General features: G+C 75.0%; 21 protein-coding genes. 4 read left to right on the plus strand and 17 right to left on the minus strand.

Annotation, left to right across the window (positions count from 1 at the left end):
• Positions 1-208 precede the first annotated feature (208 nt).
• Both ABD976_RS11825 and ABD976_RS11830 read left to right on the plus strand, forming a co-directional pair.
• Positions 209-844, plus strand: a complete 636-nt coding sequence (locus tag ABD976_RS11825) for an Rv0361 family membrane protein (protein ID WP_345361848.1) — start codon at positions 209-211, stop codon at positions 842-844.
• A 42-nt stretch (positions 845-886) separates the two neighbouring features.
• Positions 887-1,606: an Rv0361 family membrane protein gene (locus tag ABD976_RS11830; RefSeq protein ID WP_345361851.1), complete on the plus strand. Its 720-nt coding sequence runs from the start codon at positions 887-889 to the stop codon at positions 1,604-1,606.
• 70 nt (positions 1,607-1,676) lie between these two features.
• Here the strand turns inward: ABD976_RS11830 and ABD976_RS11835 are convergent, their stop codons facing one another.
• Both ABD976_RS11835 and ABD976_RS11840 read right to left on the minus strand, forming a co-directional pair.
• Positions 1,677-2,507 carry a tRNA (adenine-N1)-methyltransferase gene (locus ABD976_RS11835; protein WP_345361854.1) on the minus strand — a complete coding sequence of 277 codons (831 nt, stop codon included), beginning with the start codon at positions 2,505-2,507 and terminating at the stop codon, positions 1,677-1,679.
• Positions 2,508-2,613: 106 nt separating this feature from the next.
• Positions 2,614-3,756, minus strand: a complete 1,143-nt coding sequence (locus ABD976_RS11840) for a site-2 protease family protein (RefSeq protein ID WP_345361857.1) — start codon at positions 3,754-3,756, stop codon at positions 2,614-2,616.
• A gap of 89 nt (positions 3,757-3,845) precedes the next feature.
• Between ABD976_RS11840 and ABD976_RS11845 the strand changes: the two genes are divergently transcribed.
• On the plus strand, positions 3,846-4,736 hold the full coding sequence (locus tag ABD976_RS11845; protein WP_345361860.1) for a RecB family exonuclease: 891 nt from the start codon (positions 3,846-3,848) through the stop codon (positions 4,734-4,736).
• 23 nt (positions 4,737-4,759) lie between these two features.
• Here ABD976_RS11845 and ABD976_RS11850 read toward each other — a convergent pair whose 3' ends face one another.
• The 5 genes from ABD976_RS11850 to ABD976_RS11870 form a co-directional block, all read right to left on the minus strand.
• Entirely contained in the window at positions 4,760-5,605 is an 846-nt protein-coding gene (locus ABD976_RS11850) for a VOC family protein (protein ID WP_345362530.1), read from the minus strand.
• 273 nt (positions 5,606-5,878) lie between these two features.
• Complete coding sequence (gene hisG, locus ABD976_RS11855; RefSeq protein WP_345361863.1) at positions 5,879-6,727, minus strand: ATP phosphoribosyltransferase; 849 nt, start codon at positions 6,725-6,727, stop codon at positions 5,879-5,881.
• A gap of 31 nt (positions 6,728-6,758) precedes the next feature.
• Positions 6,759-7,022, minus strand: coding sequence for a phosphoribosyl-ATP diphosphatase (locus tag ABD976_RS11860; RefSeq protein ID WP_345361866.1), 264 nt, complete (start codon positions 7,020-7,022; stop codon positions 6,759-6,761).
• A gap of 67 nt (positions 7,023-7,089) precedes the next feature.
• On the minus strand, positions 7,090-8,052 hold the full coding sequence (locus ABD976_RS11865) for a homoserine dehydrogenase (RefSeq protein WP_345361868.1): 963 nt from the start codon (positions 8,050-8,052) through the stop codon (positions 7,090-7,092).
• Positions 8,049-8,732: an HAD family hydrolase gene (locus tag ABD976_RS11870; protein WP_345361870.1), complete on the minus strand. Its 684-nt coding sequence runs from the start codon at positions 8,730-8,732 to the stop codon at positions 8,049-8,051. Before ABD976_RS11870 ends, ABD976_RS11865 begins: the two co-directional genes overlap by 4 nt.
• Positions 8,733-9,221: 489 nt before the next feature.
• On the opposite strand from ABD976_RS11870, the gene ABD976_RS11875 reads away from it, so the two are divergent.
• Positions 9,222-10,205, plus strand: coding sequence for an ArsR/SmtB family transcription factor (locus tag ABD976_RS11875; protein WP_345361872.1), 984 nt, complete (start codon positions 9,222-9,224; stop codon positions 10,203-10,205).
• Here ABD976_RS11875 and ABD976_RS11880 read toward each other — a convergent pair.
• From ABD976_RS11880 to hppD, 10 genes are all read right to left on the minus strand, one after another.
• Positions 10,192-11,388, minus strand: coding sequence for a cytochrome P450 (locus tag ABD976_RS11880; protein ID WP_345361875.1), 1,197 nt, complete (start codon positions 11,386-11,388; stop codon positions 10,192-10,194). The genes ABD976_RS11875 and ABD976_RS11880 overlap by 14 nt on opposite strands.
• Entirely contained in the window at positions 11,388-12,560 is a 1,173-nt protein-coding gene (locus ABD976_RS11885) for a cytochrome P450 (protein WP_345361878.1), read from the minus strand. The genes ABD976_RS11880 and ABD976_RS11885 overlap by 1 nt, the downstream gene beginning before the upstream one ends.
• Entirely contained in the window at positions 12,557-13,378 is an 822-nt protein-coding gene (locus ABD976_RS11890; protein ID WP_345361881.1) for an SAM-dependent methyltransferase, read from the minus strand. The genes ABD976_RS11885 and ABD976_RS11890 overlap by 4 nt, the downstream gene beginning before the upstream one ends.
• Positions 13,371-14,174: an SAM-dependent methyltransferase gene (locus ABD976_RS11895; protein WP_345361884.1), complete on the minus strand. Its 804-nt coding sequence runs from the start codon at positions 14,172-14,174 to the stop codon at positions 13,371-13,373. The genes ABD976_RS11890 and ABD976_RS11895 overlap by 8 nt, the downstream gene beginning before the upstream one ends.
• Positions 14,171-15,553 (minus strand): NAD(P)/FAD-dependent oxidoreductase, encoded by a 1,383-nt coding sequence (locus tag ABD976_RS11900; protein ID WP_345361887.1) that lies wholly within the window; start codon positions 15,551-15,553, stop codon positions 14,171-14,173. The genes ABD976_RS11895 and ABD976_RS11900 overlap by 4 nt, the downstream gene beginning before the upstream one ends.
• Positions 15,544-16,803 (minus strand): FAD-dependent oxidoreductase, encoded by a 1,260-nt coding sequence (locus ABD976_RS11905; RefSeq protein WP_345361890.1) that lies wholly within the window; start codon positions 16,801-16,803, stop codon positions 15,544-15,546. The genes ABD976_RS11900 and ABD976_RS11905 overlap by 10 nt, the downstream gene beginning before the upstream one ends.
• Positions 16,804-18,465 (minus strand): prenyltransferase/squalene oxidase repeat-containing protein, encoded by a 1,662-nt coding sequence (locus ABD976_RS11910; RefSeq protein WP_345361894.1) that lies wholly within the window; start codon positions 18,463-18,465, stop codon positions 16,804-16,806.
• Positions 18,462-19,478, minus strand: coding sequence for a polyprenyl synthetase family protein (locus ABD976_RS11915; protein WP_345361897.1), 1,017 nt, complete (start codon positions 19,476-19,478; stop codon positions 18,462-18,464). The genes ABD976_RS11910 and ABD976_RS11915 overlap by 4 nt, the downstream gene beginning before the upstream one ends.
• A gap of 59 nt (positions 19,479-19,537) precedes the next feature.
• Positions 19,538-20,560, minus strand: coding sequence for a prenyltransferase (locus ABD976_RS11920; RefSeq protein ID WP_345361900.1), 1,023 nt, complete (start codon positions 20,558-20,560; stop codon positions 19,538-19,540).
• A 114-nt stretch (positions 20,561-20,674) separates the two neighbouring features.
• A complete protein-coding gene (hppD, locus tag ABD976_RS11925; protein ID WP_345361904.1) occupies positions 20,675-21,790 on the minus strand; it encodes a 4-hydroxyphenylpyruvate dioxygenase in 1,116 nt (371 codons plus the stop codon).
• Between the last annotated feature and the right edge of the window lie 430 nt (positions 21,791-22,220).

Raw genomic sequence — 22,220 nt, forward strand, 5'->3', positions numbered from 1 at the left:
TCCGGGTTACCCGCTGCGACAACCGGGTGGCGTCGGGCGCCCGCGCGCCTCCCGCGGTGCTCCCAGGTTCTGGAACGACCGCATCGACCCGGTGACGATTGGGTTCGCGAAATGGTCCACTCCCCGCACTCCGATACCCGCGCTCTGATCTACTTACGGCCGCCGCTCGACGACGGTGCAACACTTCAGCCACTCCGGGGAGGAGCTCATGACCTATCCGCCGCAGCAACCGGGTCCTGGCGGGTGGGGCCAGCAACCGGGCAACGGATTTCCCCCGCCCGCACCGCAGCAAACGCCGCAGCAGCAGCCCAACTGGTATGGCAATCAGCACACCGGCTGGGACCAGCAGCAAGGCCAGCCGGCGCCGATGGCGCCGTGGGGCGGCGATCTCGGCCCCGGGAACTGGGTCCAGGAGCCGGGCGGCTTCGGCGACGTCCAGCCGCCCGCGCCGAAGAAGTCGAAGCTGCCCTGGATCCTCGGCGGCATCGGCGCGCTGGTGGTGCTGGCCGGTGTCGGCGTCGGGCTGTTCCTGTGGTTGGGCGGCGGCCCCGGCGAGGCCCGCCCGGTCGCCCAGGCGGTCGTGGACAAGGTCAACGCGCACGACTTCGCCGGGCTCGACGAGCACCTGTGCCAGTCCAACCGCGCCGGGCTGGAGGAGCAGCTCGCGATCCTGGAGCCGGGCACGTTCGACGTCCGCCTCGGCGCGGTGACCGAGTCCGGGGAGCAGGCCACGGCCGAGCTGCTCGGCACGTTCGACATGGGGGGCGCCACCCATCCGGTCGACCAGACGATGGGGCTGGTCGTGGAGGACGGCGCGTGGAAGATCTGCCAGTTGGAGCAGTGAGCCTGGGGGTCCGGGCGACACGATGAGGGAAAGAGGACAGCGGTGACGTATCCGCAGCAACCGGGGAGCGGCCAGCAGCCCGGCGGCCAGTACCCCGGTCAGCACCCGGGCGGGCAGCCCGGCGGCCAGTACCCGCCGAGCGGGCCGCAGCCCGGCCAGTACCCCGGCGGCCAGTACCCGGGCCAGTACCCGCAGACCGGGCCGCAGCCGGGGCAGGCCTACGCCCAGCAGCCGTGGGGTGCCCAGGGCCAGCAGCCGGGCTACGGCGGCCACCCGCAGTACCCGGGCGGACCGGCCCCGAAGAAGTCGAAGACGCCGTGGATCATCGGCGGCAGCGTCGGCGGCCTGGTGGTCATCGGCGGCGTCATCGCCCTGATCGTGGCGCTGACCAGCGGCCCCGGCGACCCCCGGGACACCGCGCAGGAACTCGTCGATGCGATGAACGCCAAGAACTGGGACGCGGCGAACAGCCTGTACTGCCCGCAGGAGCAGAGCGAGTCGACCTACGACGACGTGATCGCGGCCTTCGAATCACAGGGGGCGACCCCCGAGCAGGCCAAGGAGGCCGCCGACAGCATCAAGATCAACGCCACTCTGGCGGACGTCCGGATGGAAGGCGAGGAGAAGGCGATCGCCCGGATCAACGGCGAGCTGACCATGAGCGTCGGCCCTCGCAGCCAGACCTTCCCCATGGACGGCGAGCACACCATGACCGTCTCCGGCGGCGAGTGGAAGTTCTGCGGCGGCACCTCGATGTTCTGATCCGGCGATGTTCCGACCCACCGACGCGCGCGGCGGCCCGTCCCCTGCCCGGGGGCGGGCCGCCGTCGTGTCAGCCCTTGCTCGGGCGGCGCTGCGGGCGCGGCGGGGTGACCCCGTCGGCGAGGCGGCGGGTGACCATGAGGAACGCGGTGTGCCCCTGCATCCGGTGCTCCGGGCGGACCGCCATGCCCACCACGTGCCACGGGCGCAGCATGGTCTCCCAGGCGTAGGGCTCGGTCCAGTTCTGCTGCTCCCGCACCGCCTCGGTGATCCGGGAGAGCTGCGTGGTGGTCGCGACGTAGACCACGAGCACGCCGCCGGGCGCCAGGTTCTCGTGCACCACGTCGAGGACCTCCCACGGCGCGAGCATGTCGAGCACGATCCGGTCGACCGGGCCGCCGTCGTAGTCCTTGAGGTCGCCGACGTGCAGGTCCCAGTTCTCCGGCTTGCCGCCGAAGAACTTCTGCACGTTGCGCTCGGCGTGCTCGGCGTGGTCCGCGCGCACCTCGTAGGAGGTGACGCTGCCCTCGGCGCCGACCGCGCGCAGCAGCGAGCAGGTCAGCGCCCCCGATCCGGCCCCGGCCTCCAGCACCCGGGCACCGGGCCGGACGTCGCCGTACATCACGATCTGGGCCGCGTCCTTGGGGTAGATCACCTGGGCGCCGCGCGGCATCGACAGCACGTAGTCGGCCAGCAGCGGGCGCAGCGCCAGGAACGAGGTGCCGCCCGCCGAGGTCACCACCGAGCCCTCGGGCTGCCCGATGAGGTCGTCGTGCGCCAGCGCGCCGCGGTGGGTGTGGTACTCGCCCCCCGCCTCCAGGACCACGGTGTACTTCCGGCCCTTCGGGTCGGTCAGCTGGACCCGGTCGCCGGGCTGGAACTCACCGCTGACGGTGCTCACGTGACGCCATTCCTCCTCGTGCGGGGCCTCGCTGCCGACCAGCGCAGGCGCGGCGTCCCATGGTCGCAAGCGCGCCCGCGGGCGCACCGTGCGGGGCGGCGGTGGCTCAGCCGCGGCGCGCCCGGCCGCGCAGCGCGGCCCGCAGGTCCTCGCGCCGCAGCACGCCGCTGGGCCTGCCCTCCTGGTCGATGACGAGGAACTGCCACGCCAGCACGTTCTGCACCCGTTCGAGCACGGCGTCCGGCGGGTCGGAGTCGAGCAGGATGGTGTCCGGGTCGACCGGTTCGGCCGCCCGCTCGGCGGGCTCGTGCGGGGTGAAGGTGGCCAGCCGCTCGGCGGCGCTCTGGTCCAGCAGCCCGACCGCGATCCCGTCGGCGCGGACCAGCACCACGCCGCGCCCGGCGGCGGCGACCAGCGCGTCGGCGACCGGGCTTTCCGCCGGGAGCTGGAGCACCGGGCGGATCAGGTCGGGCAGGTCCACCCCGTCGGGCCACCGCCTGCGCTGCTCGGCGGCGTGCTCGGCCCCGGCCCCGGCGATCACGAACCAGGCCATCAGCACGCACACGGCCAGGCGCAACCACTGGTCGCGGGTGTCGTTGAGCAGCCCGGCCAGCGCCCAGGCGATCAGCCCGACGGCGACCACCCCGGCACCGACCACGCCCGCGGTGGTGCCGGTTGACCGGCGCCCGGTGAGCGACCAGGTCAGCGCACGCAGCATCCGCCCGCCGTCCAGCGGCAGCCCGGGCAGCACGTTGAACACCGCGACCGCCAGGTTGGCCACGCAGGTCTGGGCGACCAGCAGCCACACCGCCCCGCCGGGCGCCAGGGTGAGCCACCCGAGCCCGGTGGCGGCGGCGAGCACGACCGACACCGCGGGCCCCGCCGCGGCGACCAGCCCCTCCTGACCGGGTCTGGCCGGGGTGCGCGAGACCTCCGAGAGGCCGCCGAGCAGGAACAGCCGGATCCGGCGCACCGGCAGCCCGTAGCGCAGCGCGACCAGGCAGTGCCCCAGCTCGTGCAGCAGCACCGACCCGGCCAGCAGCACGGTGAACGCCGCGGCGATCAGGGCGCTGCCCCACACCCCGGCGCCGGGCAGGATGCGCCCGACCAGCGGCGTGTAGAGCAGCACGATGATCACCGCGCCGACCCACCACGACGGGGACAGCAGCACCGGAACTCCGGCGACCCGGAACAGCATCAGGCCGCCGTCGGTGAGCTTCGGCCCGCGCAGCGCGGAGGTGGTCGACATGGGCGCAGAGTAGACCCCGCGGCGTGAGCGGGCCGTGATCCGCCAACGGGGTGAAGCGCTGTCGGCCCGTTCGTCTAGGGTCACGGGTCATGGTCGAACCGGTACGCACCGCCGCGGCGGACGGCGCAACGAGCGGCACCGTCCGGCGCCCCGCGCTGTCCCCCTCCCGCGCGAGCGACTTCAAGCAGTGCCCGCTGCTCTACCGGTTCCGGGCGGTCGACCGGCTGCCCGAGACGCCGACCCGCGCGCAGGCGCGCGGCACGGTGGTCCACTCGGTCTTGGAGAAGCTGTTCGCGCTGCCGACCGCCGAACGGCGGCCGGAGCGGGCGCACGAGCTGCTGCCCGGCGCGTGGGCCGAGCTGCGCGAGCGGGAACCGGAGCTGGCCGAGCTGTTCGACGGCCCCGACGACCCGGAGCTCACCCGCTGGCTGTCCTCGGCGGATTCGCTGCTGGACGCCTACTTCGAGCTGGAGGACCCGCGCCGGCTGGAACCGGAGGCGTGCGAGCTGCGGGTGGAGACCGAGCTGGACTCCGGCGTGCTGCTGCGCGGCTTCATCGACCGGGTGGACGTCGCACCGACGGGCGAGATCCGGCTGGTCGACTACAAGACCGGCGCGGCGCCCCGCCAGATCGGCGAGGCCAAGGCGATGTTCCAGATGAAGTTCTACGCCCTGGTGCTGTGGCGCACCCGCGGCGAGCTCCCCCGGCAGTTGCTGCTGATGTACCTGGCGGACAAGCAGTCGCTGGCCTACGCGCCGGACGAGGCCGAGCTGCGGCGCTTCGAGAAGACGCTGGAAGCGATCTGGCAGGCGATCCGCAAGGCCGGTGAGACCGGCGACTTCCGGCCCAACCCGAGCAAGCTCTGCGGCTGGTGCGACCACCAGGCCCGGTGCCCCGAGTTCGGCGGCACGCCGCCGCCGTACCCGGGCTGGCCGGAACCGGACCCCGGTCCGGAGTCGGTCCTCGACCGCACCGACTGAGCGCCGCCGCGCGCGAGCGGTCCTCAGTCCTCGTAGGGGTCGAAGTTGGCCGCCGTGCCGAAGTCGCCGGCCTGCGTCGGGTCCACCACGGCGAAGCGGGCGCCGGTGGGGTCGCGCAGCACGGCCACCCGGCCGATGCTGGAGTCGTAGGGCACCACCCGGATCCGCCCGCCGAGCTCCATCGCGCGGCGGACCAGCTCGTCGGTGCCGACGGCGTCGTCGGCGCCGAGGTAGAGCAGCCAGTGCGGCAGCGTCTGGGCGGTGATGAACTCCCGGATCATGCTCACCCGGGCCAGCACGGATTCGCCGTCGAGGTACCAGACCGAGTAGTCCGAGCGGTGCTCGGTGCCGAACTGCTCCGCCTCGTAGCCGAACAGCTCCTGGAAGAAGCTGTCGGCGGCCTGCGCCCGGATGGTGACCAGCTCGGCCCACATCAGGGTGCCGGGCAGCCCGACGTCGAACTGCCAGGACTCCTCGGGTTGCAGCAACCCGAACTCGGCGCCGGACGGTCCGACCAGGACGGTCTTCGCGCCGACCTTCGGCACGTGGTTGCGCGGCACCGTGATGGTGGCGCCGAGCCCGACGGCCTCCCCCGAGACCTCGGTGCAGTCGTGCGTGGCGAGGTAGAGCCGCCAGGTGGACTGGTCGCCGGAGGCGGCGCGCAGGCTGGCCACCGGGAACCCCTCGCGCAGCGCGATCACGTGCTCGCCCGACTCCGGGTCGGAGTGGGTTTCGTAGGTCCAGTCGAACAGCCCCGCGTAGAACTCCTGGGCCGCGTCGAGGTCGGTGGTGATCAGCTCGATCCAGCAGGGCATCCCCGCGATGAGCTCCCACCTCGGCGGGCTTTCCCCGGGCACCACGACAGGCATCGGCTCCACCCCCAAGATCGTTCGTCCACCACCATTATCAGCACGCCGACCGCCCGCCGTGGGGTTGTTCGGAACACGAACCGGTGACGTGCCCGGACCTTCCGGACAAGGCAGGCGACTGAACCGATCATCCGCTGACGTCGGCGCGGACGCCCCCGACGCGGCAGGACCGGATGTTCCCGACACCGGGGACGAAGGCGGGTGAGGGCACCTTCGTCCGACCATGCCGGTTGAAGGTGCCCCTCACTCAGAACGACACCGGCGGGCGGGGTCTCAGAGCCGGCAGGCGCGGATGTCCGAGGACAGGATCGCCTTGGCGCCCACGGCGGCCAGCCGGTCCATGATGGCCGGGGCCTCCTTGCGGGGGACCATCGCGCGCACCGCGACCCAGTTCTCGTCGGCCAGCGGCGCCATCGTGGGGGATCCCAGCCCGGGCGTCACCCGGGTCGCCTCGGCCAGCAGCTCGCGCGGGCAGTTGTAGTCCAGCATCACGTACTGCTGCCCGAACACCACGCCCTGCAACCGGGCGAGCAGCTGCTCCTTGGTGCGGTCGTGGTCGGAACCGGCGCGCTCGACGACCACGGCCTCGGACCGGCAGATCGGGTCGCCGAAGGCGACCAGGCCGTGCTGGCGCAGCGTCCGGCCGGAACCCACCACGTCGGCGATGGCGTCGGCCACGCCGAGCTGGATCGAGATCTCCACCGCGCCGTCGAGCCGGATCACCTCGGCCGACACGCCGTGCGCGGCGAGGTCGGCGGAGACCAGGTTGGCGTAGGAGGTGGCGATCCGCTTGCCCGCCAGGTCGGCCACCGTCCAGTCCCGCTCGCCCACCGGCGCGGCGTAGCGGAACGTCGAGCCGCCGAAGCCGAGGGCGAGGACCTCCGCCACCGGCGCGCCGGAATCACCCGCCAGGTCGCGGCCGGTCAGCCCGAGGTCGAGCTCGCCGGAACCGACGTAGATGGCGATGTCCTTGGGCCGCAGGAAGAAGAACTCGACCTCGTTGGCCGCGTCGAGGACGGTCAGGTCCCGCTGCTCATGGCGCTGCCGGTACCCGGCTTCCGCGAGCATCTCGGATGCGGGACCGGCGAGCGTGCCCTTGTTGGGCACTGCCACACGCAGCATGGGACTCGTTCCCCTCGTTCCTCGGTTCCAGTTACAGGTAGCGGTAGACGTCCTGGGGCGACAGGCCGCGTTCGAGCATGATCACCTGAACGCGGAACAGCAGCTGGGAGATCTCCTCCGCCAACTGCTCGTCGGACTCGTGCTCGGCGGCGATCCAGACCTCGCCCGCCTCCTCCAGGACCTTCTTGCCCTGGGCGTGCACCCCGGCGTCGAGCGCGGCCACCGTCGACGAACCCGCGGGCCGGGCGCGGGCTCGCTCCTGCAGTTCGGCGAACAACTCGTCGAAGGTCTTCACGCGCCCGATCCTTGCATCCCGCCCGGTCGCCGCGGACGGCGGACCCGCCGGTTATCGGCTCGATCACTCACCGGGGTCCGGCCCCGCCCTCCAGCGCCGCGGCCAGGGTGTCCTTGGCCATCGCCAGCGCCGCCGCGCGCGGGCTGGACCGGCCGCCGCTGACGGTGACCTCGCCCGCGTCCCCGCAGTCGTAGCGCACCGCCTTCTCCGGACCGGTCAGCGCGGCCAGCACCCCGGTCTCCGCGCGCAGTTCGACCCGGACCACGCCCGGCTGCTCGCGCGTGGCGGCGGCGACCTGGCGGAACGCGCCGCCGCGCAGCGCGTCGGTGATCGGCTCGGTGACGACCTCCACCGCCGCCGGGTCCCAGCCCCACAGCAGGGCGGCGAGCAGCCGCAGCTTGGTCGCGGCGTCGGCGCCGGAGAGGTCGGCGCCGGGGTCGGCCTCGGCGATGCCGAGCCGCTGCGCTTCGGCGACGGCGTCGGCCAGCGGGGTGCCCTCGGCGAGCCGGTCCAGCACGAAGGTGGCGGTGCCGTTGAGGCAGCCGCGCACGCCGCGCACGTCGAAGCCGCGCAGCCCGGCGCGGGCCAGGTCGCCCGCGGGCAGCGCCGCCCCGGTGGCCGCCGACAGGCGCACCGCGCGACCCGCGCCCCGGGCGGTGCGCTCCAGCGCCGCCCAGTGCGTGAGCAGGTGCGACTTGGTGGCGGTGATCAGGTGCGCGCCGCAGCGCAGCGCGGTGACGGCCTCGTCGGCGGCGGTGCCCGCGCCGTCGGAGGGCACGGCCTGGGCGAAGGCGGCGGCGCCGGTCCGGGCCAGCAGCGCGGCGAGGTCCTCGGTGCCGACCCACCGCGCCCGCGGCGGGATCTCCCCGGCCACGTCGGTCTGGTCCCGGCGGCCGCGCACCGCCACCAGCCGCAGGTGCACGCCGTAGCGCTCGGCCCAGTCCCCGGCGCGCTCGGTGAGGAGCCCGGCGTACTCGCGGCCGACCGGGCCGTACCCGGACAGCACCACCGGGACCTCGGTCGTGGTCACACCGCTTCCAGCGGGAAGAACCGGCCGAGGTCGGTGAAGTCGACCTCGGTCAGCGAGTCGCGCAGCGCGCGGTGCGGGCCGGGCTCCAGCGGCACCTCGCACGGCACGGCGAGCACCGCGCACCCGGCCGCCTCGGCCGCGGCGACCCCGGTGGGCGAGTCCTCGACGGCGAGGCAGTCGGCCGGCGCGACGCCGAGCAGCGCGGCGGCCTTGAGGTAGGGATCGGGCAGCGGCTTGTTGCGGCCCGCCACCTCGTCGCCGCAGACGGTGACGTCGAAGGTGTCGTGGCCCAGGGTGTCCAGCGCGAGCTCGGTGATCGACCGGATGGTGGAGGTCACCAGGGCCACCGGCAGCCCGGCGGCGCGCACCGCGCGCAACGCCTCGCGGGCACCGGGGCGCCACTCCAGGCCCTCGCCGAACAGCTCGGTGACGCGGGTGGCGACCCACTTGCCCGCCACCACGACGTCGGTCTCCTCGGCGGGCAGCCCCAGGTCGCCGAGCAGCATCCGCATGCTGCGCGGCATGTTCGAGCCGACCATCCGCTCCCGGGTGGCGTCGGCGAGCGCCCCGCCGTTGGCCGCGGCGAAGTCGTCCATCGCGATGGTCCACAACTTCTCGGAGTCGACCAGCGTGCCGTCCATGTCGAACAGCACGGCCGCCGGACGAGCGTCGGGGGTCATCGCGGGAGGGTCTCCGTTCCGGTCGGGGCGCGGGCAGCCCCTCCAGTACAGCACCGGAGCGCCCGCCGCTCCCAGCGAACGTGTCCGATGCCTCCCCGCCGCCCGCGGCGGAATCACCGGTGCGACGGCGCACCGCAATTCCGCGAACCGGGAAAGGCGCGGCGCCGGAATCGTCGGCACCGGGGCAACCTCCGACGGCGATCGGCGCAGCGCAGCACGGCCGTTCAGCAGGCACCGGGAACTCCGAACAGAGCCCGCCGGAATTGCCGCGGAAGTTGTGGGTTCAACGTTTTCCGGGAGTTCCCGCGAATCGCGTCGCGGAATTGCCCGGCGCATTCCGCGAACCGCGGAAAACCCCTTCCGCGCCCCGGTGGGCTGGGTTAGGTTCCCACCGCCCGAGCGCGCCGCGGGCGGCCACCGCCGCCCCGGCGCCGTCCCGCGACGCCGCGGGCGGTGGGAGACCCCGCACCATCCGGTTGGAGTACGCGCATGCTTCGCATCCAGTTCACCGCCACGGACATCCTGCGCACCAGGATCGCGGCGGAGCCGCACCCGCTGTGGGAGCTGGCGCTGAGCCTGCACGTGCTGCGCGGCGGGCCGAACCGGCCGGAGCAGCGGGCCTGGCGCCGCCAGGTCCGCGCCCGGCTGCACGAGGCGGGCATGGCGCGGCGGCTGCGCCTGCTCGCGGACCTGGTCCCGGCCAAGGGCGACTTCCCCGACTTCCTCACCCCCGGGGTCGGCGTGGAGCTGGACGAGGGGCTGGAGCTGGTCCGCGGTACCGGCCGCGGTCGGCTGCGCGAGGACCTGACCCGGACCTTCGCCGGGCGCACCGCACCGCCGTGGGCGCGCTCGCTGGCGCACGGGGACCGCGACTCGCTGGTGGCGCTGTCCGGGACGCTGCGGGACTACTTCGACGTCGCGGTCCGGCCGCACTGGCGGCAGGTGCACCACCGGGTCGCCGCCGACCGGGGCAGGCGGTCGCACCACCTCACCGGCGGCGGCGTCGAGCAGTTGTTCGCCTCGCTGCCCGAACCGATCCGCTGGCGCTGGCCGGTGCTGGAGACCAACTACCCGGAGGACCGCACCCTGCACCTCGGCGGCCGGGGGCTGACGCTGATCCCGACCTACTTCGGGTTCGGCAACCCGCTGACGTTCATCGACCCTGGTCTGCCCCCGGTGCTGGTGTACCCGGTCGGCGCGACCCCGGAGCGGCCGGACGCCGGGGCCGCGAAGCGGCTGGCCGCGCTGCTCGGCCACACCCGGGCCCGGGTGCTGCTGGCCCTGGGCACCCCGCGCACCACCTCGGAGCTGTCCCAGCGGATCGAGGCGTCGCTGGCCTCGGCCAGCCAGCACACCGCGGTGCTGCGCGAGGCGGGGCTGGTCTCCTCCACCCGGCTGGGCCGCGCGGTGCTGCACTGCCGGACCTCGCTGGGCGACCGGCTGGTGGCCGACGGCGAGGTCAGTCCCAGGTGACCGGCAGCCGCCGCACCCCCACGATGCCCTCGCCCTGCTTGAGGCCGAGTTCCCCGTCGGCGACCCGCAGCGTCGGGATGCGGCGCAGCAGCGCCGGGTAGACGACCTGGAGCTCGACCCGGGCCAGCGACTGCCCGACGCACTGGTGCACGCCGAACCCGAACGCCACGTGCCGCTTCGAGCGCCGGTGGAAGTCGAGCGCGTCCGGGTCGGCGAACACCGCCGGGTCCCGGTTGGCGGCCTGGGTCAGCGGCAGCAGCCCCTCCCCCGCCCGGATGGTCCGGCCGCCGACCTCGACGTCGCGCACCGCCGCGCGGGTGGTGGCGAACTCCGAGACCGACAGGTAGCGCAGCAGCTCCTCCACCGCGCGGGGGGCCAGCCCCGGGTCGGCGCGCAGCTCCGCGGCCCGCTCGGGGTGGTGCAGCAGCGCCAGCGCGCCCATCGAGATCATGTTCGCGGTGGTCTCGTGCCCGGCGACCAGCAGCAGCACCGCGGTCGCCAGCACGTCCTCGCGACCGATCCCGCCGCGGCGGTGCTCCTCGGCCAGCCGGGACAGCAGGTCGTCGCCGGGCTCGTCGAGCTTCGTGGTGATCAGCCGGTCCAGGTAGGCGGTGATCGCGCCGTTGGCCTCCTGGGTCTGCTCCGGCGTGGAACCGGCGTCGACCAGCGCGCGGGTCCAGGCGTTGAAGCTGCCGATGTCGTCGACCGGCACGCCTAGCACCCAGCAGATCACCGTGCTGGGCACCGGCATCGCGAGTTCGGCGACCAGATCCGCGGGCCTGGGCCCGGCCAGCACCCGGTCCAGGCAGGAGTCCACCAGCCGCTCGATCGCCGGGCGCAGCGCCTCGGCCCGCCGGACGCCGAAGTCGGCGGCGACCAGGGCGCGCATCCGGCTGTGCTCGGGCGGGTCCGTCCGGATGAACCCGGGGTGGACCCCGTGGTCCACCAGGGCGCGCTCGGCGGCGGTGACGATGGGGAAACCGGGTGCCCGCAGGTCGGCGCTGGCGGCCGGGTCGCGCAGCGCCGCGCGCACGTCGTGGTAGCGGGTGAGCAACCACACCGGGCTGCCGTCGGGCAGCACCGCGCGGGCGACCGGTTCCTGCTCGCGGAGCCGGGCGAACTCGGCGGGCGGGTCGAACGGGCAGCCCGCCGGGCGGGGCATCGGGAAGGCGAGGTCGGCCATCACCACTCCACCGGCAGCCGGCGCACGCCGTGCACCAGGGTGCGCGGCAGGTACTCGATCTCCTCGGGCGGCAGCGCCGTCCGCAGCCCCGGGAAGCGGCGCAGCAGCGCGGGCAGCGCGATCCGCAGCTCCAGCCGGGCCAGCGGCGCGCCGAGGCAGTGGTGGACGCCGTGCCCGAAGGCCAGGTGCGCCCCGGGGACGCGGGTGAGGTCCACCGCGTCGGGGTCGTCGAACACGGCGTCGTCCCGGCTGGCCGAGCCCAGCGACACCAGCACGAACTCGCCTTCCCGGATGGTGGTGCCGGACAGCTCGACGTCGGCGCGGGCCTGCCGGACCGCGGCGTTGTTCACCACCGCCAGGGTGCGCAGCAGCTCCTCCACGGCCCGGTCCACCGCCTGCTCGTCGCCGTCGCGCAGCGCGGCGAGCTGCTCGGGGTGGCGCAGCAGTTGCAGCGTGCCCAGCCCGAGCATGTTGGCGGTGGTCTCGTAGCCGGCGCCGAGCAGGAAGGTGCCGAGCCCGGCGACCTCGGCGTCGGTGAGCTCGCTGCCGTGCGCCGCGACGAGCCTGCCCAGCAGGTCGTCGGTGGGGTGGGCGCGCTTGGCGGCGGCGAGCCCGGACATGTACTCGGTGGATTCGGCCCACAGCCGCGCGGCCTCGTCCTCGGGCAGCGCCATGTCCACCTGCGCGGCCGTGCGGCGCTGGAAGTCGGCGCGGTCGGCGTAGGGCACGCCGAGCAGTTCGCAGATCACCAGCGACGGCACCGGCAGCGCGAAGTCGCGCATGAGCTCGGCGGAGGTCCCGGCGGCCATCGCGTCCAGCCGCTCGTCGACCAGGGCGGTGATCCGGGGCCGCAGCGCGGCCATCCGGCGGCCGGTGAACTCGCCGGCCAGCATCCGGCGGTAGCGGGTGTGCTCCGGCGGGTCGAGGAACAGCAGCACGCCGGGCGCGGGCGGGGCGATGTCCTGCGCGGAGCCGCCGGGGCGCAGCAGCGGCGCGGCGTCGACGCTGCCGAACCGCTCGTCGGCGAGCACCCGGCGGGCGTCGGCGTGCCGGGTCAGGAACCGGACCGGGGTGCCGCTGGGCAGTTCGAGCCGGGACACCGGGTCGTGCTCGCGCAGCGCCCGGAACTCCTCGCCCACGTCGAACGGGCAGAAGCCCTGCGCGGTGGTCACCGGGCCACCTCCGCGGTGATCGCGACGTAGCCGGTGTGCTCGTGGGCGTGCTCGACGATCGCCGGGATCGCCTGCTGCACCTGCTCGGCGATGCGGCCGTCACCGCCGCGCGGCCGGTAGTCGTGGATCGCGGCCAGGATCGCCTCGCCGGAGCGGTGCGCGTCGGCGGTGAGGTCGTGCACCTCGGTGACGGTGAACCCGGCCGCGGCCACCACCCCGGTCAGCTCGTCCAGCGGCGGCGGCACGTGGTTGGGCAGCACGCCGATCGCGGTCTCGGGCACCGTGCCCGGCGGGATCGGGGAGGTCTCGAAGAAGTCGGCGACGACCAGCCGAGCGCCGGGCCGCAGCACCCGGCGGATCTCGGCGAGGGCCTGCTCCTTGTCCGGCATGTGCAGCAGCGATTCCAGCGCCAGCGCGGCGTCGAAGGAGCCGTCGGCGAAGGGCATCGCCATCGCGTCGGCCCACTGGAACGACACCTGGTCGTCGACGCCGAGGTCGCGGGCCCGCCGGGCGGCGGGGGCGAGCTGGTTGCCGCTGATCGTGATGCCGGTGATGGTGCAGCCGGTGTCCCCGGCGATCAGCGCGGCGGGGCGCCCGGTGCCGCAGCCGACGTCGAGCAGGTGCTCGCCCGCGCCGGTGCCGAGCTTGCCGGCGAGCAGCCGGGTCAGGTGGTCCTGGGCGCGGCTGAGGTCGGCGCCCGGGTCGTCGGCGGGCCAGTAGCCGTAGTGGATGCTCTCGCCCAGCACGGCGGAGAAGAACTCCTCCAACCGGTCGTAGAACAGCGCGACCTCGTCGGCGGTGAACGCGGTCTCAGGCAACTCGATCTCCTCGCGTGGTGGTGAGCACGGCGTAGCCGGTGTGCTCGCGGGCGTGCGCGGCCAGCGCCGGGATGGCGTGCTGGACCTGGTCGGCGATGCGCCGGTTCGGGATGGCGTCGAGGGTGGCGCGCCGAGCGTCGATCGCGGCCAGCATCACGTCGTAGGTCGGGCGGGTCGCGTCGCTGATGTCCTGGACGCGCTCGACGCCGAACCCGGCCGCGCGCAGCAGCCCCACCAGGTCGTCCAGCGGGGGCGGCGGGGTCAGCGGGAGGCCGTCGGGCGCCCGGTCGGCGGGCAGCCGCTCGACGAAGTCGGCCACCGCGAAGCGGGCGCCGGGGCGCAGCACCCGGTGGACCTCGGCCAGCGCCGCGGGCAGGTCGGGCATGTGCAGCAGCGATTCCACCGCGACCGCGCCGTCGAAGGACTCGTCGGCGAAGGGCAGGTCGACCGCGTCGGCCCGCTCGAACCGCAGCAGCGGCAGGTCCCGCGCGGCGGCGACCTCGATCTGCTGGGCGCTCAGCGAGATGCCGGTGATCGCGCAGCCGCGGGCGCGGGCGATGAGCTCGGCGGGCCGCCCGGTGCCGCAACCGACGTCGAGCACCGCGCTGCCCGGTGCCGGGGCGAGCTCGGCGGCGACCAGGTGGGTCAACCGGTCCTGCGCGGCGGTGAAGTCCTCGTCCGGCCCGTCGGGCCAGTAGCCGTAGTGGATGCTCTCGCCCAGCCAGGCCGAGAGCACCTTCTCCAGCTCGTCGTAGAACTCGGCGACCTCGTCGGCGGTGAACGCCTGTCCGGTCACGTGCGGTCCTCCTCCAGGTTGCCGAGGACGGCGCGTTCCGCCTCGGTGAACGGTGGTTCGGCGCTGCTGCGGGCGGGGGCGTCGCGCAGCAGCGCGCGCAGCACCCTCGGGTGCAGCACCGCGGCGGGCGATCCGGTGAGCGTGTGCCCGCGCAGCAACCGGGCGAACACCTCGGGGTCCCGCGCCCCGGCCCGCTCCAGCCGCCTGCCGAACCGGTGCCGCAGCACGTCGGCGCGGCCGGGCCGCCTGCCCAGCACCTCCGGGTAGAGCACGTCCTGCCCGGCGGCGGCCGACCACGACGTGCGGCCCTGCGCAGTGATGGCCCGCTGCACCCGGCGGGTGTCGCCGCCGTGCTCGCGCAGCGCGTCCCGCAGCGCCACCACCTGCGCGGCGGTGACCGACATGCCCTGCCCGTAGGTCGGGTTGGTGCTGCCCACCGCGTCCCCGACGACGAGGAAGCCGGACGGCAGCCGGGTCCGCTCGTAGCGGCGGCGGTGGTTGGCGGTGTTGCGGTAGCCGCGCACCGGGCCGAGCGGGTCGGCGCGGGCGATCAGCTCGCCGAGCACCGGGTGCGGCAGCGCCCGGGCGAACGCGGCGAACCCGTCGGCGTCGGCGGGCGGCTCGCCGCCCCGGGTGCCGGAGAGGGTGATCAGCCAGCGGCGGTCCTCGATCGGGAACAGCACCCCGGCGCGACCCGGTCGCCCGGTTCCCGGGCTCGCCTGCACCGAGACGTTCGGGAAGTGCTCGGGCGCGTCCTCGGGTGCCCGGAACAGCCGGGTGGCGTAGGCGAGCCCGGGATCGACCCGCTCCTCCGGCACCGGCGGCACCCCGAGCGCGGTCAGCCAGCGCGGGGTGCGCGAACCGCGCCCGGTGGCGTCCACGACCAGCTCGGCGGGCAGCTCCGCCGCGCGCCGGGTCTCCCGGTCGCGCACCAGCACCCCGCCGACCCGGGCGGCGTCGCCGCGCAGCTCCTCGGCGTCGGTGCCGGTGCGCACCGAGATCCGCTCGTCGGCCAGCACCCGGGTGCGCACCGCGTGGTCCAGCAGCGCGCGGCTGCACGACAGCGCGTGCTGCACGGCGGGGAACCGCGGCGCCCAGCCCTGCGCGGACAGCGACACCACGTCCTCGGGCAGGCCCAACCGCTGCGCCCCGCGCGCCAGCAGCTCGTCGACGAGTCCGGGCAGCAGGGCGTCGAGGCGCCGCACGCCGCCGGGCAGCAGCAGGTGCCCGTGGTGGGCCTGCGGCACGCCCTTGCGCTCCACGGCTTCCGCCGGGTAGCGGTCCCGCTCCACCACCACGACCGGTCCGCGCTCGGCCAGCACCGAGGCCACCAGCATCCCGGCGAGTCCGCCGCCGAGCACCACCGCGGTCACGCCCACACCGGCCTCCGCTGCGCCCTCGGGTCGGGCAGGCCGAGCTGGTGCAGCCGGTCCAGCGGGGTGAACGGGCGGATGCCGAGCCCGGCCATGTTGTAGGTGGCCACGTAGCGCAGGCGCGGGTTGCGGCTGGTGCGGCGCAGCATCCGGCGGCCGAGCAGCCGACCGGCCCACGAGGTGTCGGTGATCATCCGGGTGGCGTCGTGGCTCATCCGGTCGATGTGCCGGACCCAGCCGGAGCGCGCCCGCTGGTAGCCCGCCAGCGCATCGTCCACATCGGACGGGCGAAGTGGACCCGGGCCGAGCGCGGCGGCGAGCGCGTGCGCGTCGGCGATCGCGGTGTTCATGCCCTGCGCCGCCATCGGGTGCACGGCGTGGGCGGATTCGCCGACCATCGCCAGCCCGGGCGCGGTCATCCGGGCGGCGGTGAAGCGGAACAGCCGCAGCAGCTGCCTGCTGCCCAGCGCCTCCCGCCAGGCGGGCAGCAGCGGCTCCAGCGCGGGCGCGTCGCGGACCGCGCCCTCGGCCCAGCCGGTGAGCTCGGCACCCTTGACCCCGCGCAGCTCGTCGGCGGTGACCTGCGCGTAGAGCCGGGTCCGCCCGCCGGGCAGCGGGTAGTGCAACCGCAGCCCGCGATCGGTGAGCAGCCCCCCGACCTCGGCGGGCACCTCGGTGCGCAGGTCGAAGGAGGCCAGCCGGTGCGCGTACTCGACCGGCCGGGCCGGGATCCCGGCCTGGGCGCGCAGCCGGGAGGACACGCCGTCGGCGGCGACCACCAGCGGGGCGCGGACGTCCTCGGTCGCCTCGTCCCGGACCACCCGCACCCCGGTGATCCGGCCGGATCCGTCGCGCAGCAGGTCCGCCGCCCGCGCGCCGCGCCACCAGCGCACCCGGTCGGCGAGGTGGTCGGCGAACAGCCCGAGGATGTCCGGGTGGTCGTGGCTGTAGAGCCGGTGCCCGCCCCCGTCCAGCGCCGGGTAGTCGAAGACCATCACCTCGCGGCCGTCGGCTTCGCGCAGCACCAGCCGCTCCAGCCGCACCGCACCGCGCTCGCGCAGCGGCTCCAGCAGCCCCCACTCGCGCAGGACGTCCACCGAACCCGGTTGCAGCACTTCACCTTTGGCGATGGCGGCGGGACGCCGCTGCTTCTCCAGCAGCAGCACGTCGAGGCCGCGGGCGGCCAGCGCGAAGGCCGCCGCCAAGCCACCGACGCCCGCGCCGCACACCACCGCGTCGCAGTTGCGCTCCGGCACTCATGCCTCCGATCCGCGGTACGCCGCCAGCGCACCGGTCGCCAGCCCCTGCGCGATCAGGGGATCCGAGTAGTGCACGTGGTCGCGGACGTAGACGCAGGTCTGGCCGGGTTCCCACCGGCCGTCCGCGCCCTGCGCGGCGAGCAGCCAGCGCACCCCGCGCGCCGCGGCCGCGCGCTGCCCGCAGGCGACCAGCGCGGACACCGCGTGCCCGGTCTCGTCCGGGGTGCCGACCGGATCGCCGCGGCCCGAACTCCACGAGCCGTCCGGCAGTTGGGCGGCCAGCAGCCAGTCCCGGGCCCGCCGGACGATCGGGTCCGCACCGAGCCCGACCCGGGTCAGCGACTGCGCGACCGCGGCGGTGGCGGGCACCCCGCCCCGGTGCCAGCGGGCGTCGAAGGAGCCGTCGGCGGCCTGGTGGCGGCGCAGCCAGCGCAGCGCCCGGCGCAGCCGCGGGTGCCGCAGCGGCAGTCCACCGGTGTGCAGCAGTTCCACCGCCAGCGCGGTGATGAACGGGCACGGGCCGTCCAGCGGCACCAGCGTGTCGCGCACGAAGGTGCTCCACGAGCCGCGCCGGTCCTGCTGGGCGAGCAGCCAGGCCGACCCGAGGCGCAGCGCCCGCCGGGACTCGGCGTCGCGGGGCCCGTTCGCCAGGACCCGCAGCACCAGCACCGTTTCCAGCCCGTTGGGCCAGCCGGTCCGGCCGGTCCAGGTCCACGCCCCCGCCGGGGACCGGTACACCTCGGACGGTTCCCGCTGCTGGCAGTCGCGCAACCAGTCCCGGGCGCGGAGCACGCCGGGCCGATCGCCGCACCCGGCGCGTTGCAGCGCGTGCACGGAGAAGGCCATCCCGGTCACCTCGACGCGATCCCGCCGCACGCCGTGGACGAGGTGCCAGCCGCCGCCGGGCTGCGCGGTCATCCGCAGGTACCGCACCGAGGAGTCGACGAGCTCGGGCGCCGCCCCGGCGCGGGACAGCGCGGTGCACAGCAGGCCGCTCAACCACGGGTCGCCGCCGTAGGAACCGACCGAGCCCTCCTGCTCGTGGAACGCGGCCAGCAGCGGCAGCAGCGCCCGGCGGGCCGAGCGGTCCAGCAGCCGCGCGGCGCGGCCGTGCCCGCGTTGGCGGGACTGCAGGAAGGTCAGCGCCGCGAACGGCGGGGTCAGGTAGGACAGCAGGCGGCGGCGCAGCGGGGCGGGCAGCAGCAGCACCTCGACCGGCACCCGGGGCACCCGGTCGGCGTCGTGCAGCCCGGCGACCGACAGCACCAGTCCGGTCAGCTGGGCCATCACCGCGTCATCCAGGCCGTCGACGCCGCCGCGGTCGGCCAGCCACGCCCGCCCGCGCCGCACCGCCTCGGCGGCCCGCTCCGGGGCGGCCACGTGCAGGGCGGCGGTGGCCATCGCGGTGGCGACGAAGTCGCTGGGCAGCCCCTGCAAGGTGCCCCACCCGCCGTCCTCGTGCTGCTCGGCGAGCAACCAGGCCACGCCCTCGGCGACGAGCCCGGCGGAGCGCTGCCGGTCGGCGGTGTGCAGCGCCAGCACCGCCCCGGCGGCACCCGAGATCGCCGGGCGCCGGGGGTTCGGCCAGGAACCGGGGTGGTCCTCGGCGAGCAGCGCCCCGGCGGCGGCCCGCAGCGCGTCGTCGATCGCCTCGATCACCGGGTGCGTCCGATCAGCGATCCGGTGAGCGCGTCGAGCGCGGTGCGCACCGGCGGCGGCACGGTCAGCTCGTCCAGCGCCGCGGCGACCGCGGCGAGGTGCCGGGCGGCCTCCTGCTCGGCGAACCGGCGTCCGCCGCGGTCCTCGACGATGCGGGCGGTCAGCTCCAGGTCGGCCTCGGGGTCGTCGAGCAGCGCCGCCAGCTCGGCCGCGGCCGATCCACCGGTGGACAGCGCCGCGATCACCGGCAGCGAGCGCTTGCCCTCCCGCAGGTCGCCGTGCACGGGTTTGCCGGTGACCGCCGGATCGCCCCAGATGCCCAGCACGTCGTCGGTGCACTGGAAGGCGAGGCCGAGGTGGCGGGCGAGCCGGTCGAACGCGGCGACCGCGGCCTCGCCGGCCCCGGCGAGCTCCGCCCCGGCGCAGGCGGCGAAGGACAGCAGCGCACCGGTCTTGGCCTCGGCCATCGCCTGGTACTCGGCGCGGGTCACCGCGTCCGGCCCCAGCCACGGCCGTCCCGTGAAGCCGATGTCCTGGACCTGGCCCACCACGACCTCGCGCAGCGCGACGGCCAGCCGCTCGCCGGTGGCCGACGCCCGCGGACCGGCGCCGAGCAGCACCTCGAACGCGGCGGCCTGCAACGCGTCGCCGATCAGGATCGCCGCGGGCACCCCGTGCACCGCCCACACCGAGGGGCGGCCCCGGCGGCGTTCGTCGTGGTCGATGATGTCGTCGTGGACCAGGCTGAAGTTGTGCACCAGCTCCACGGCGGCCGCCGCGGGCGCGGCCTGCTCGCCGGTGCCGCCGACGGCCTCGGCGGCCAGCACCGCCAAGGCGGGCCGGACGCTCTTGCCCCCGGGAGCGCCGGTCTCGCACCACCCGAAGTGGTAGCCGCCGATCCCGGCCAGCTCCGGCCCCATCCGGTCGACGGCGGCGCGCAGCAGCGGGTCGGTGAGCTCGCGGGCCCGCCGGGTCACCTCGACGAGCACGTCGTGGTCCTGCATCGCGGTCATCGTCGGCCTCCTGGGGTGCTTCGGGAACGGTCGTGCGGGCGGCGCGGGTGCCCCGGCGGTCATGCCGTCCGGTGGGCGCGCACCGCGGTGGCGAGCCAGCCGCCGAACAGCGCGAAGGTCAGCAGGCACACCGCGAACCACGGCTGCCACTGCGCCCCGGAACGCGCGAGGAGGTCGGCCAGCAGCCCGGCGGTGATCGCGGCGGCGGTCAGCGGCATGTGCATGGACGCCCAGAACGTCACCGCGTTCGCCCGGGCGGGCACCGCCATCGCACCGGCGGCGAGCTGCCGCGACACCCAGGCCGGGACGGCACCGGTGACCAGCACCAGCAGCCCGGCGACGACCGGGAGGACGCCGGTGATCAGCAGCAGCACCACCGCCGCGTGGATCACCAGCTGACCTCCCGCGTACAGCGCGCGCAGTCCGGCCGCGCCGAGCAGCACGGCCAGGGTGCGCTTGCCGGTGGCCGCGTCGCCCTCGATGTCGGAGAGGTTCATGACGGCCATCCGCAGGAACTGGAAGCCGCACACCACGGCGATGCCGGCGATCCCGGTGGCGCCGATGGTGCCCGCGTGGACCAGGCAGGCCAGCAGCGGACCGAACCCGTAGAGCACCAGGGCGCAGCTGATCTCACCGAGCCCCCGGTAGTTCAGCCGCAGCGGCGGCGCGGTGTAGAACCAGGCCAGCGCCGTGATGGCGACGGCGATCAGCCGGGTGGTGGTGTCGGGCAGCAGCGCCAGCAGCAGCATCCCGGCGAACAGCAGCGCGAACGCCGCGCCGAGGCTCACCACCGGGCGGAGGGCGCCGTCGACCAGCACCCGGCTGCCGCCGGTCCACGAGGTCGGCACCGCGTTGGCGCGGTCGGCTTCGAGGTCGAAGTACTCGTTGCAGTAGTGCGTCATCAGGTGCGTGCACCAGGCGAAGGCCAGCGTCAGCAGGTAGCCGCCGAGCTGCGCCTGGTGTCCGCTGTGGACGGCGATGGTGCCGCCCAGCGCGACGACGAGCATGCTCTGGAACAGGAACTTGGGGCGGCCCAACCGGATGAACGCGCGCAACGGCGCTGTGGTGGCGGGTGCGGTCATCGGAACTCCCGTTCTCGGGGCCTGGCCGGCGAACTCGTCGCGGGGAGGCGGCTGCCCGCGCTTCGGATGGGAGGAACGGCCGGTGCGCGTCGGTCCTCGACGCGGCGGGTGCGCTCAGAGGTTGCCCCGGCGGGCCTGCTCCCGCTCCACCGCCTCGAACAGCGCCTTGAAGTTGCCCTTGCCGAAGCCCTCCGAGCCGTGCCGCTCGATCAGCTCGAAGAACATCGTCGGCCGGTCCTGCACCGGGGCGGTGAAGATCTGCAGCAGGTGCCCGTCCTCATCGCGGTCGGCGAGGATGCCCAGCTCGCGGAGTTCCTCGACGGGCAGCGGTTCGGGCCACTCGGCCAGCGCGTCGTAGTAGGCGCCGGGCGTGCTCAGGAACTCGACGCCGGCCGCGCGCAGCCTGCGCACCGCGCCGACGATGTCGTCGGTGGCCAGCGCGACGTGCTGCACGCCGGGACCGCCGTGGAACTCCAGGAACTCGTCGATCTGCGAGCGGCGCTGACCGGCGGCGGGCTCGTTGATCGGGAACTTCACCGCGCGGGAGCCGTCGGCGACCACCTTCGACATCAGCGCGGAGTACTCGGTGGCGATGTCGTCGCCGATGAACTCCTTCATGTTGGTGAAACCCATGACGCGCTGGTAGAAGCCGACCCACTCGTCCATCCGGCCCAGCTCGACGTTGCCGACGACGTGGTCGATGCCGGTGATCGGGCCGGTGCCGGGCTCGTCGGTGGTCTCGAAACCGGGCAGGAACGGGGTGTCGCCGGTGCGCTCGACGAGGGTGTGCAGCACCTCGCCGTACCCGGCGATCGCCGCGACCCGCAGCCCGTCGGCGACTTCGCGGGGCTCGGCCAGCGATTCGGCGCCGCGCGCGACGGCGTGCGCGTGGGCGCGTTCGACGTCGGCGACCCGCAGCGCGATGTCGGTGACGCCGTCGCCGTGCCGGAGCAGGTGCCTGCCGATCTCGGTGCCCGGCCGGGCCTCACCGGTGAGCAGGAACCGGGCGTCACCGCACTCCAGCAGGTGTTCGACGTGCTCGGGGTGACCGGTCTCCGGGCCCCGGTAGGCGGTGCGGCGCATCCCGAAGGCGGTGCGGTAGAAGTGCGCGGCCTGCTTGGCGTTGCCGACCACGAACCGCAGGTGGTCGATGCCCAGCACCGGGAACGGGTCCTCGGTCGCGGCGGGTGCGGCGGCGGCGCGGACGAGCAGGTCTTCGGTGGGCGCCATGTCAGGTCCTGTTCCGCCCCTGGCGGGGCTTCGAGCCGGCGGATCGGCCCGAACGCGCTCGGCGGGTTCGCGCGTTCGGCCGTCCCGCAGCGTCCACGAGCCCGGCGCGCAGCGGCAATCCTTTCACCACCGCGTGAAAGGTCCCCCCACGGACCTGTAGCCCCGCTCACACCCGCACCCCGCACCGTCACCCGGTGGAGAAGTGAGTGAGGGGCACCCTTGCCCCAGATACTTGGGCAAGGGTGCCCCCCACTCAGGTCACGAACGGGTGACGGCGGGTCGAGCCGGGGGCGGGTGGGGCCACCGGCGGCCGACCGCCGGGCCCGGCCGCGCGGGCGGCGTCGGCGGGTTCGGCGGGCGTGGCGCGATCGGGTGGGCGCGACGTCGGCGCAGCGGTCGTCCGGCGGCGCGGCGGTGGTCACAGGCACGC

Source organism: Saccharopolyspora cebuensis, assembly GCF_039542665.1.
Classification (GTDB): Bacteria; Actinomycetota; Actinomycetes; order Mycobacteriales; family Pseudonocardiaceae; genus Saccharopolyspora; species Saccharopolyspora cebuensis.

What these genes read in the sequence shown, in the direction of transcription:
- ABD976_RS11870 (WP_345361870.1), bottom strand. Translation starts at nt 8,732, where the DNA reads ATGACCCCCGACGCTCGTCCGGCGGCCGTGCTGTTCGACATGGACGGC.
- ABD976_RS11875 (WP_345361872.1), top strand. Translation starts at nt 9,222, where the DNA reads ATGCTTCGCATCCAGTTCACCGCCACGGACATCCTGCGCACCAGGATC.
- ABD976_RS11920 (WP_345361900.1), bottom strand. Translation starts at nt 20,560, where the DNA reads ATGACCGCACCCGCCACCACAGCGCCGTTGCGCGCGTTCATCCGGTTG.
- ABD976_RS11915 (WP_345361897.1), bottom strand. Translation starts at nt 19,478, where the DNA reads ATGACCGCGATGCAGGACCACGACGTGCTCGTCGAGGTGACCCGGCGG.
- ABD976_RS11845 (WP_345361860.1), top strand. Translation starts at nt 3,846, where the DNA reads ATGGTCGAACCGGTACGCACCGCCGCGGCGGACGGCGCAACGAGCGGC.
- hisG (WP_345361863.1), bottom strand. Translation starts at nt 6,727, where the DNA reads ATGCTGCGTGTGGCAGTGCCCAACAAGGGCACGCTCGCCGGTCCCGCA.
- ABD976_RS11880 (WP_345361875.1), bottom strand. Translation starts at nt 11,388, where the DNA reads ATGGCCGACCTCGCCTTCCCGATGCCCCGCCCGGCGGGCTGCCCGTTC.
- ABD976_RS11825 (WP_345361848.1), top strand. Translation starts at nt 209, where the DNA reads ATGACCTATCCGCCGCAGCAACCGGGTCCTGGCGGGTGGGGCCAGCAA.
- ABD976_RS11850 (WP_345362530.1), bottom strand. Translation starts at nt 5,605, where the DNA reads ATGCCTGTCGTGGTGCCCGGGGAAAGCCCGCCGAGGTGGGAGCTCATC.
- ABD976_RS11840 (WP_345361857.1), bottom strand. Translation starts at nt 3,756, where the DNA reads ATGTCGACCACCTCCGCGCTGCGCGGGCCGAAGCTCACCGACGGCGGC.
- hppD (WP_345361904.1), bottom strand. Translation starts at nt 21,790, where the DNA reads ATGGCGCCCACCGAAGACCTGCTCGTCCGCGCCGCCGCCGCACCCGCC.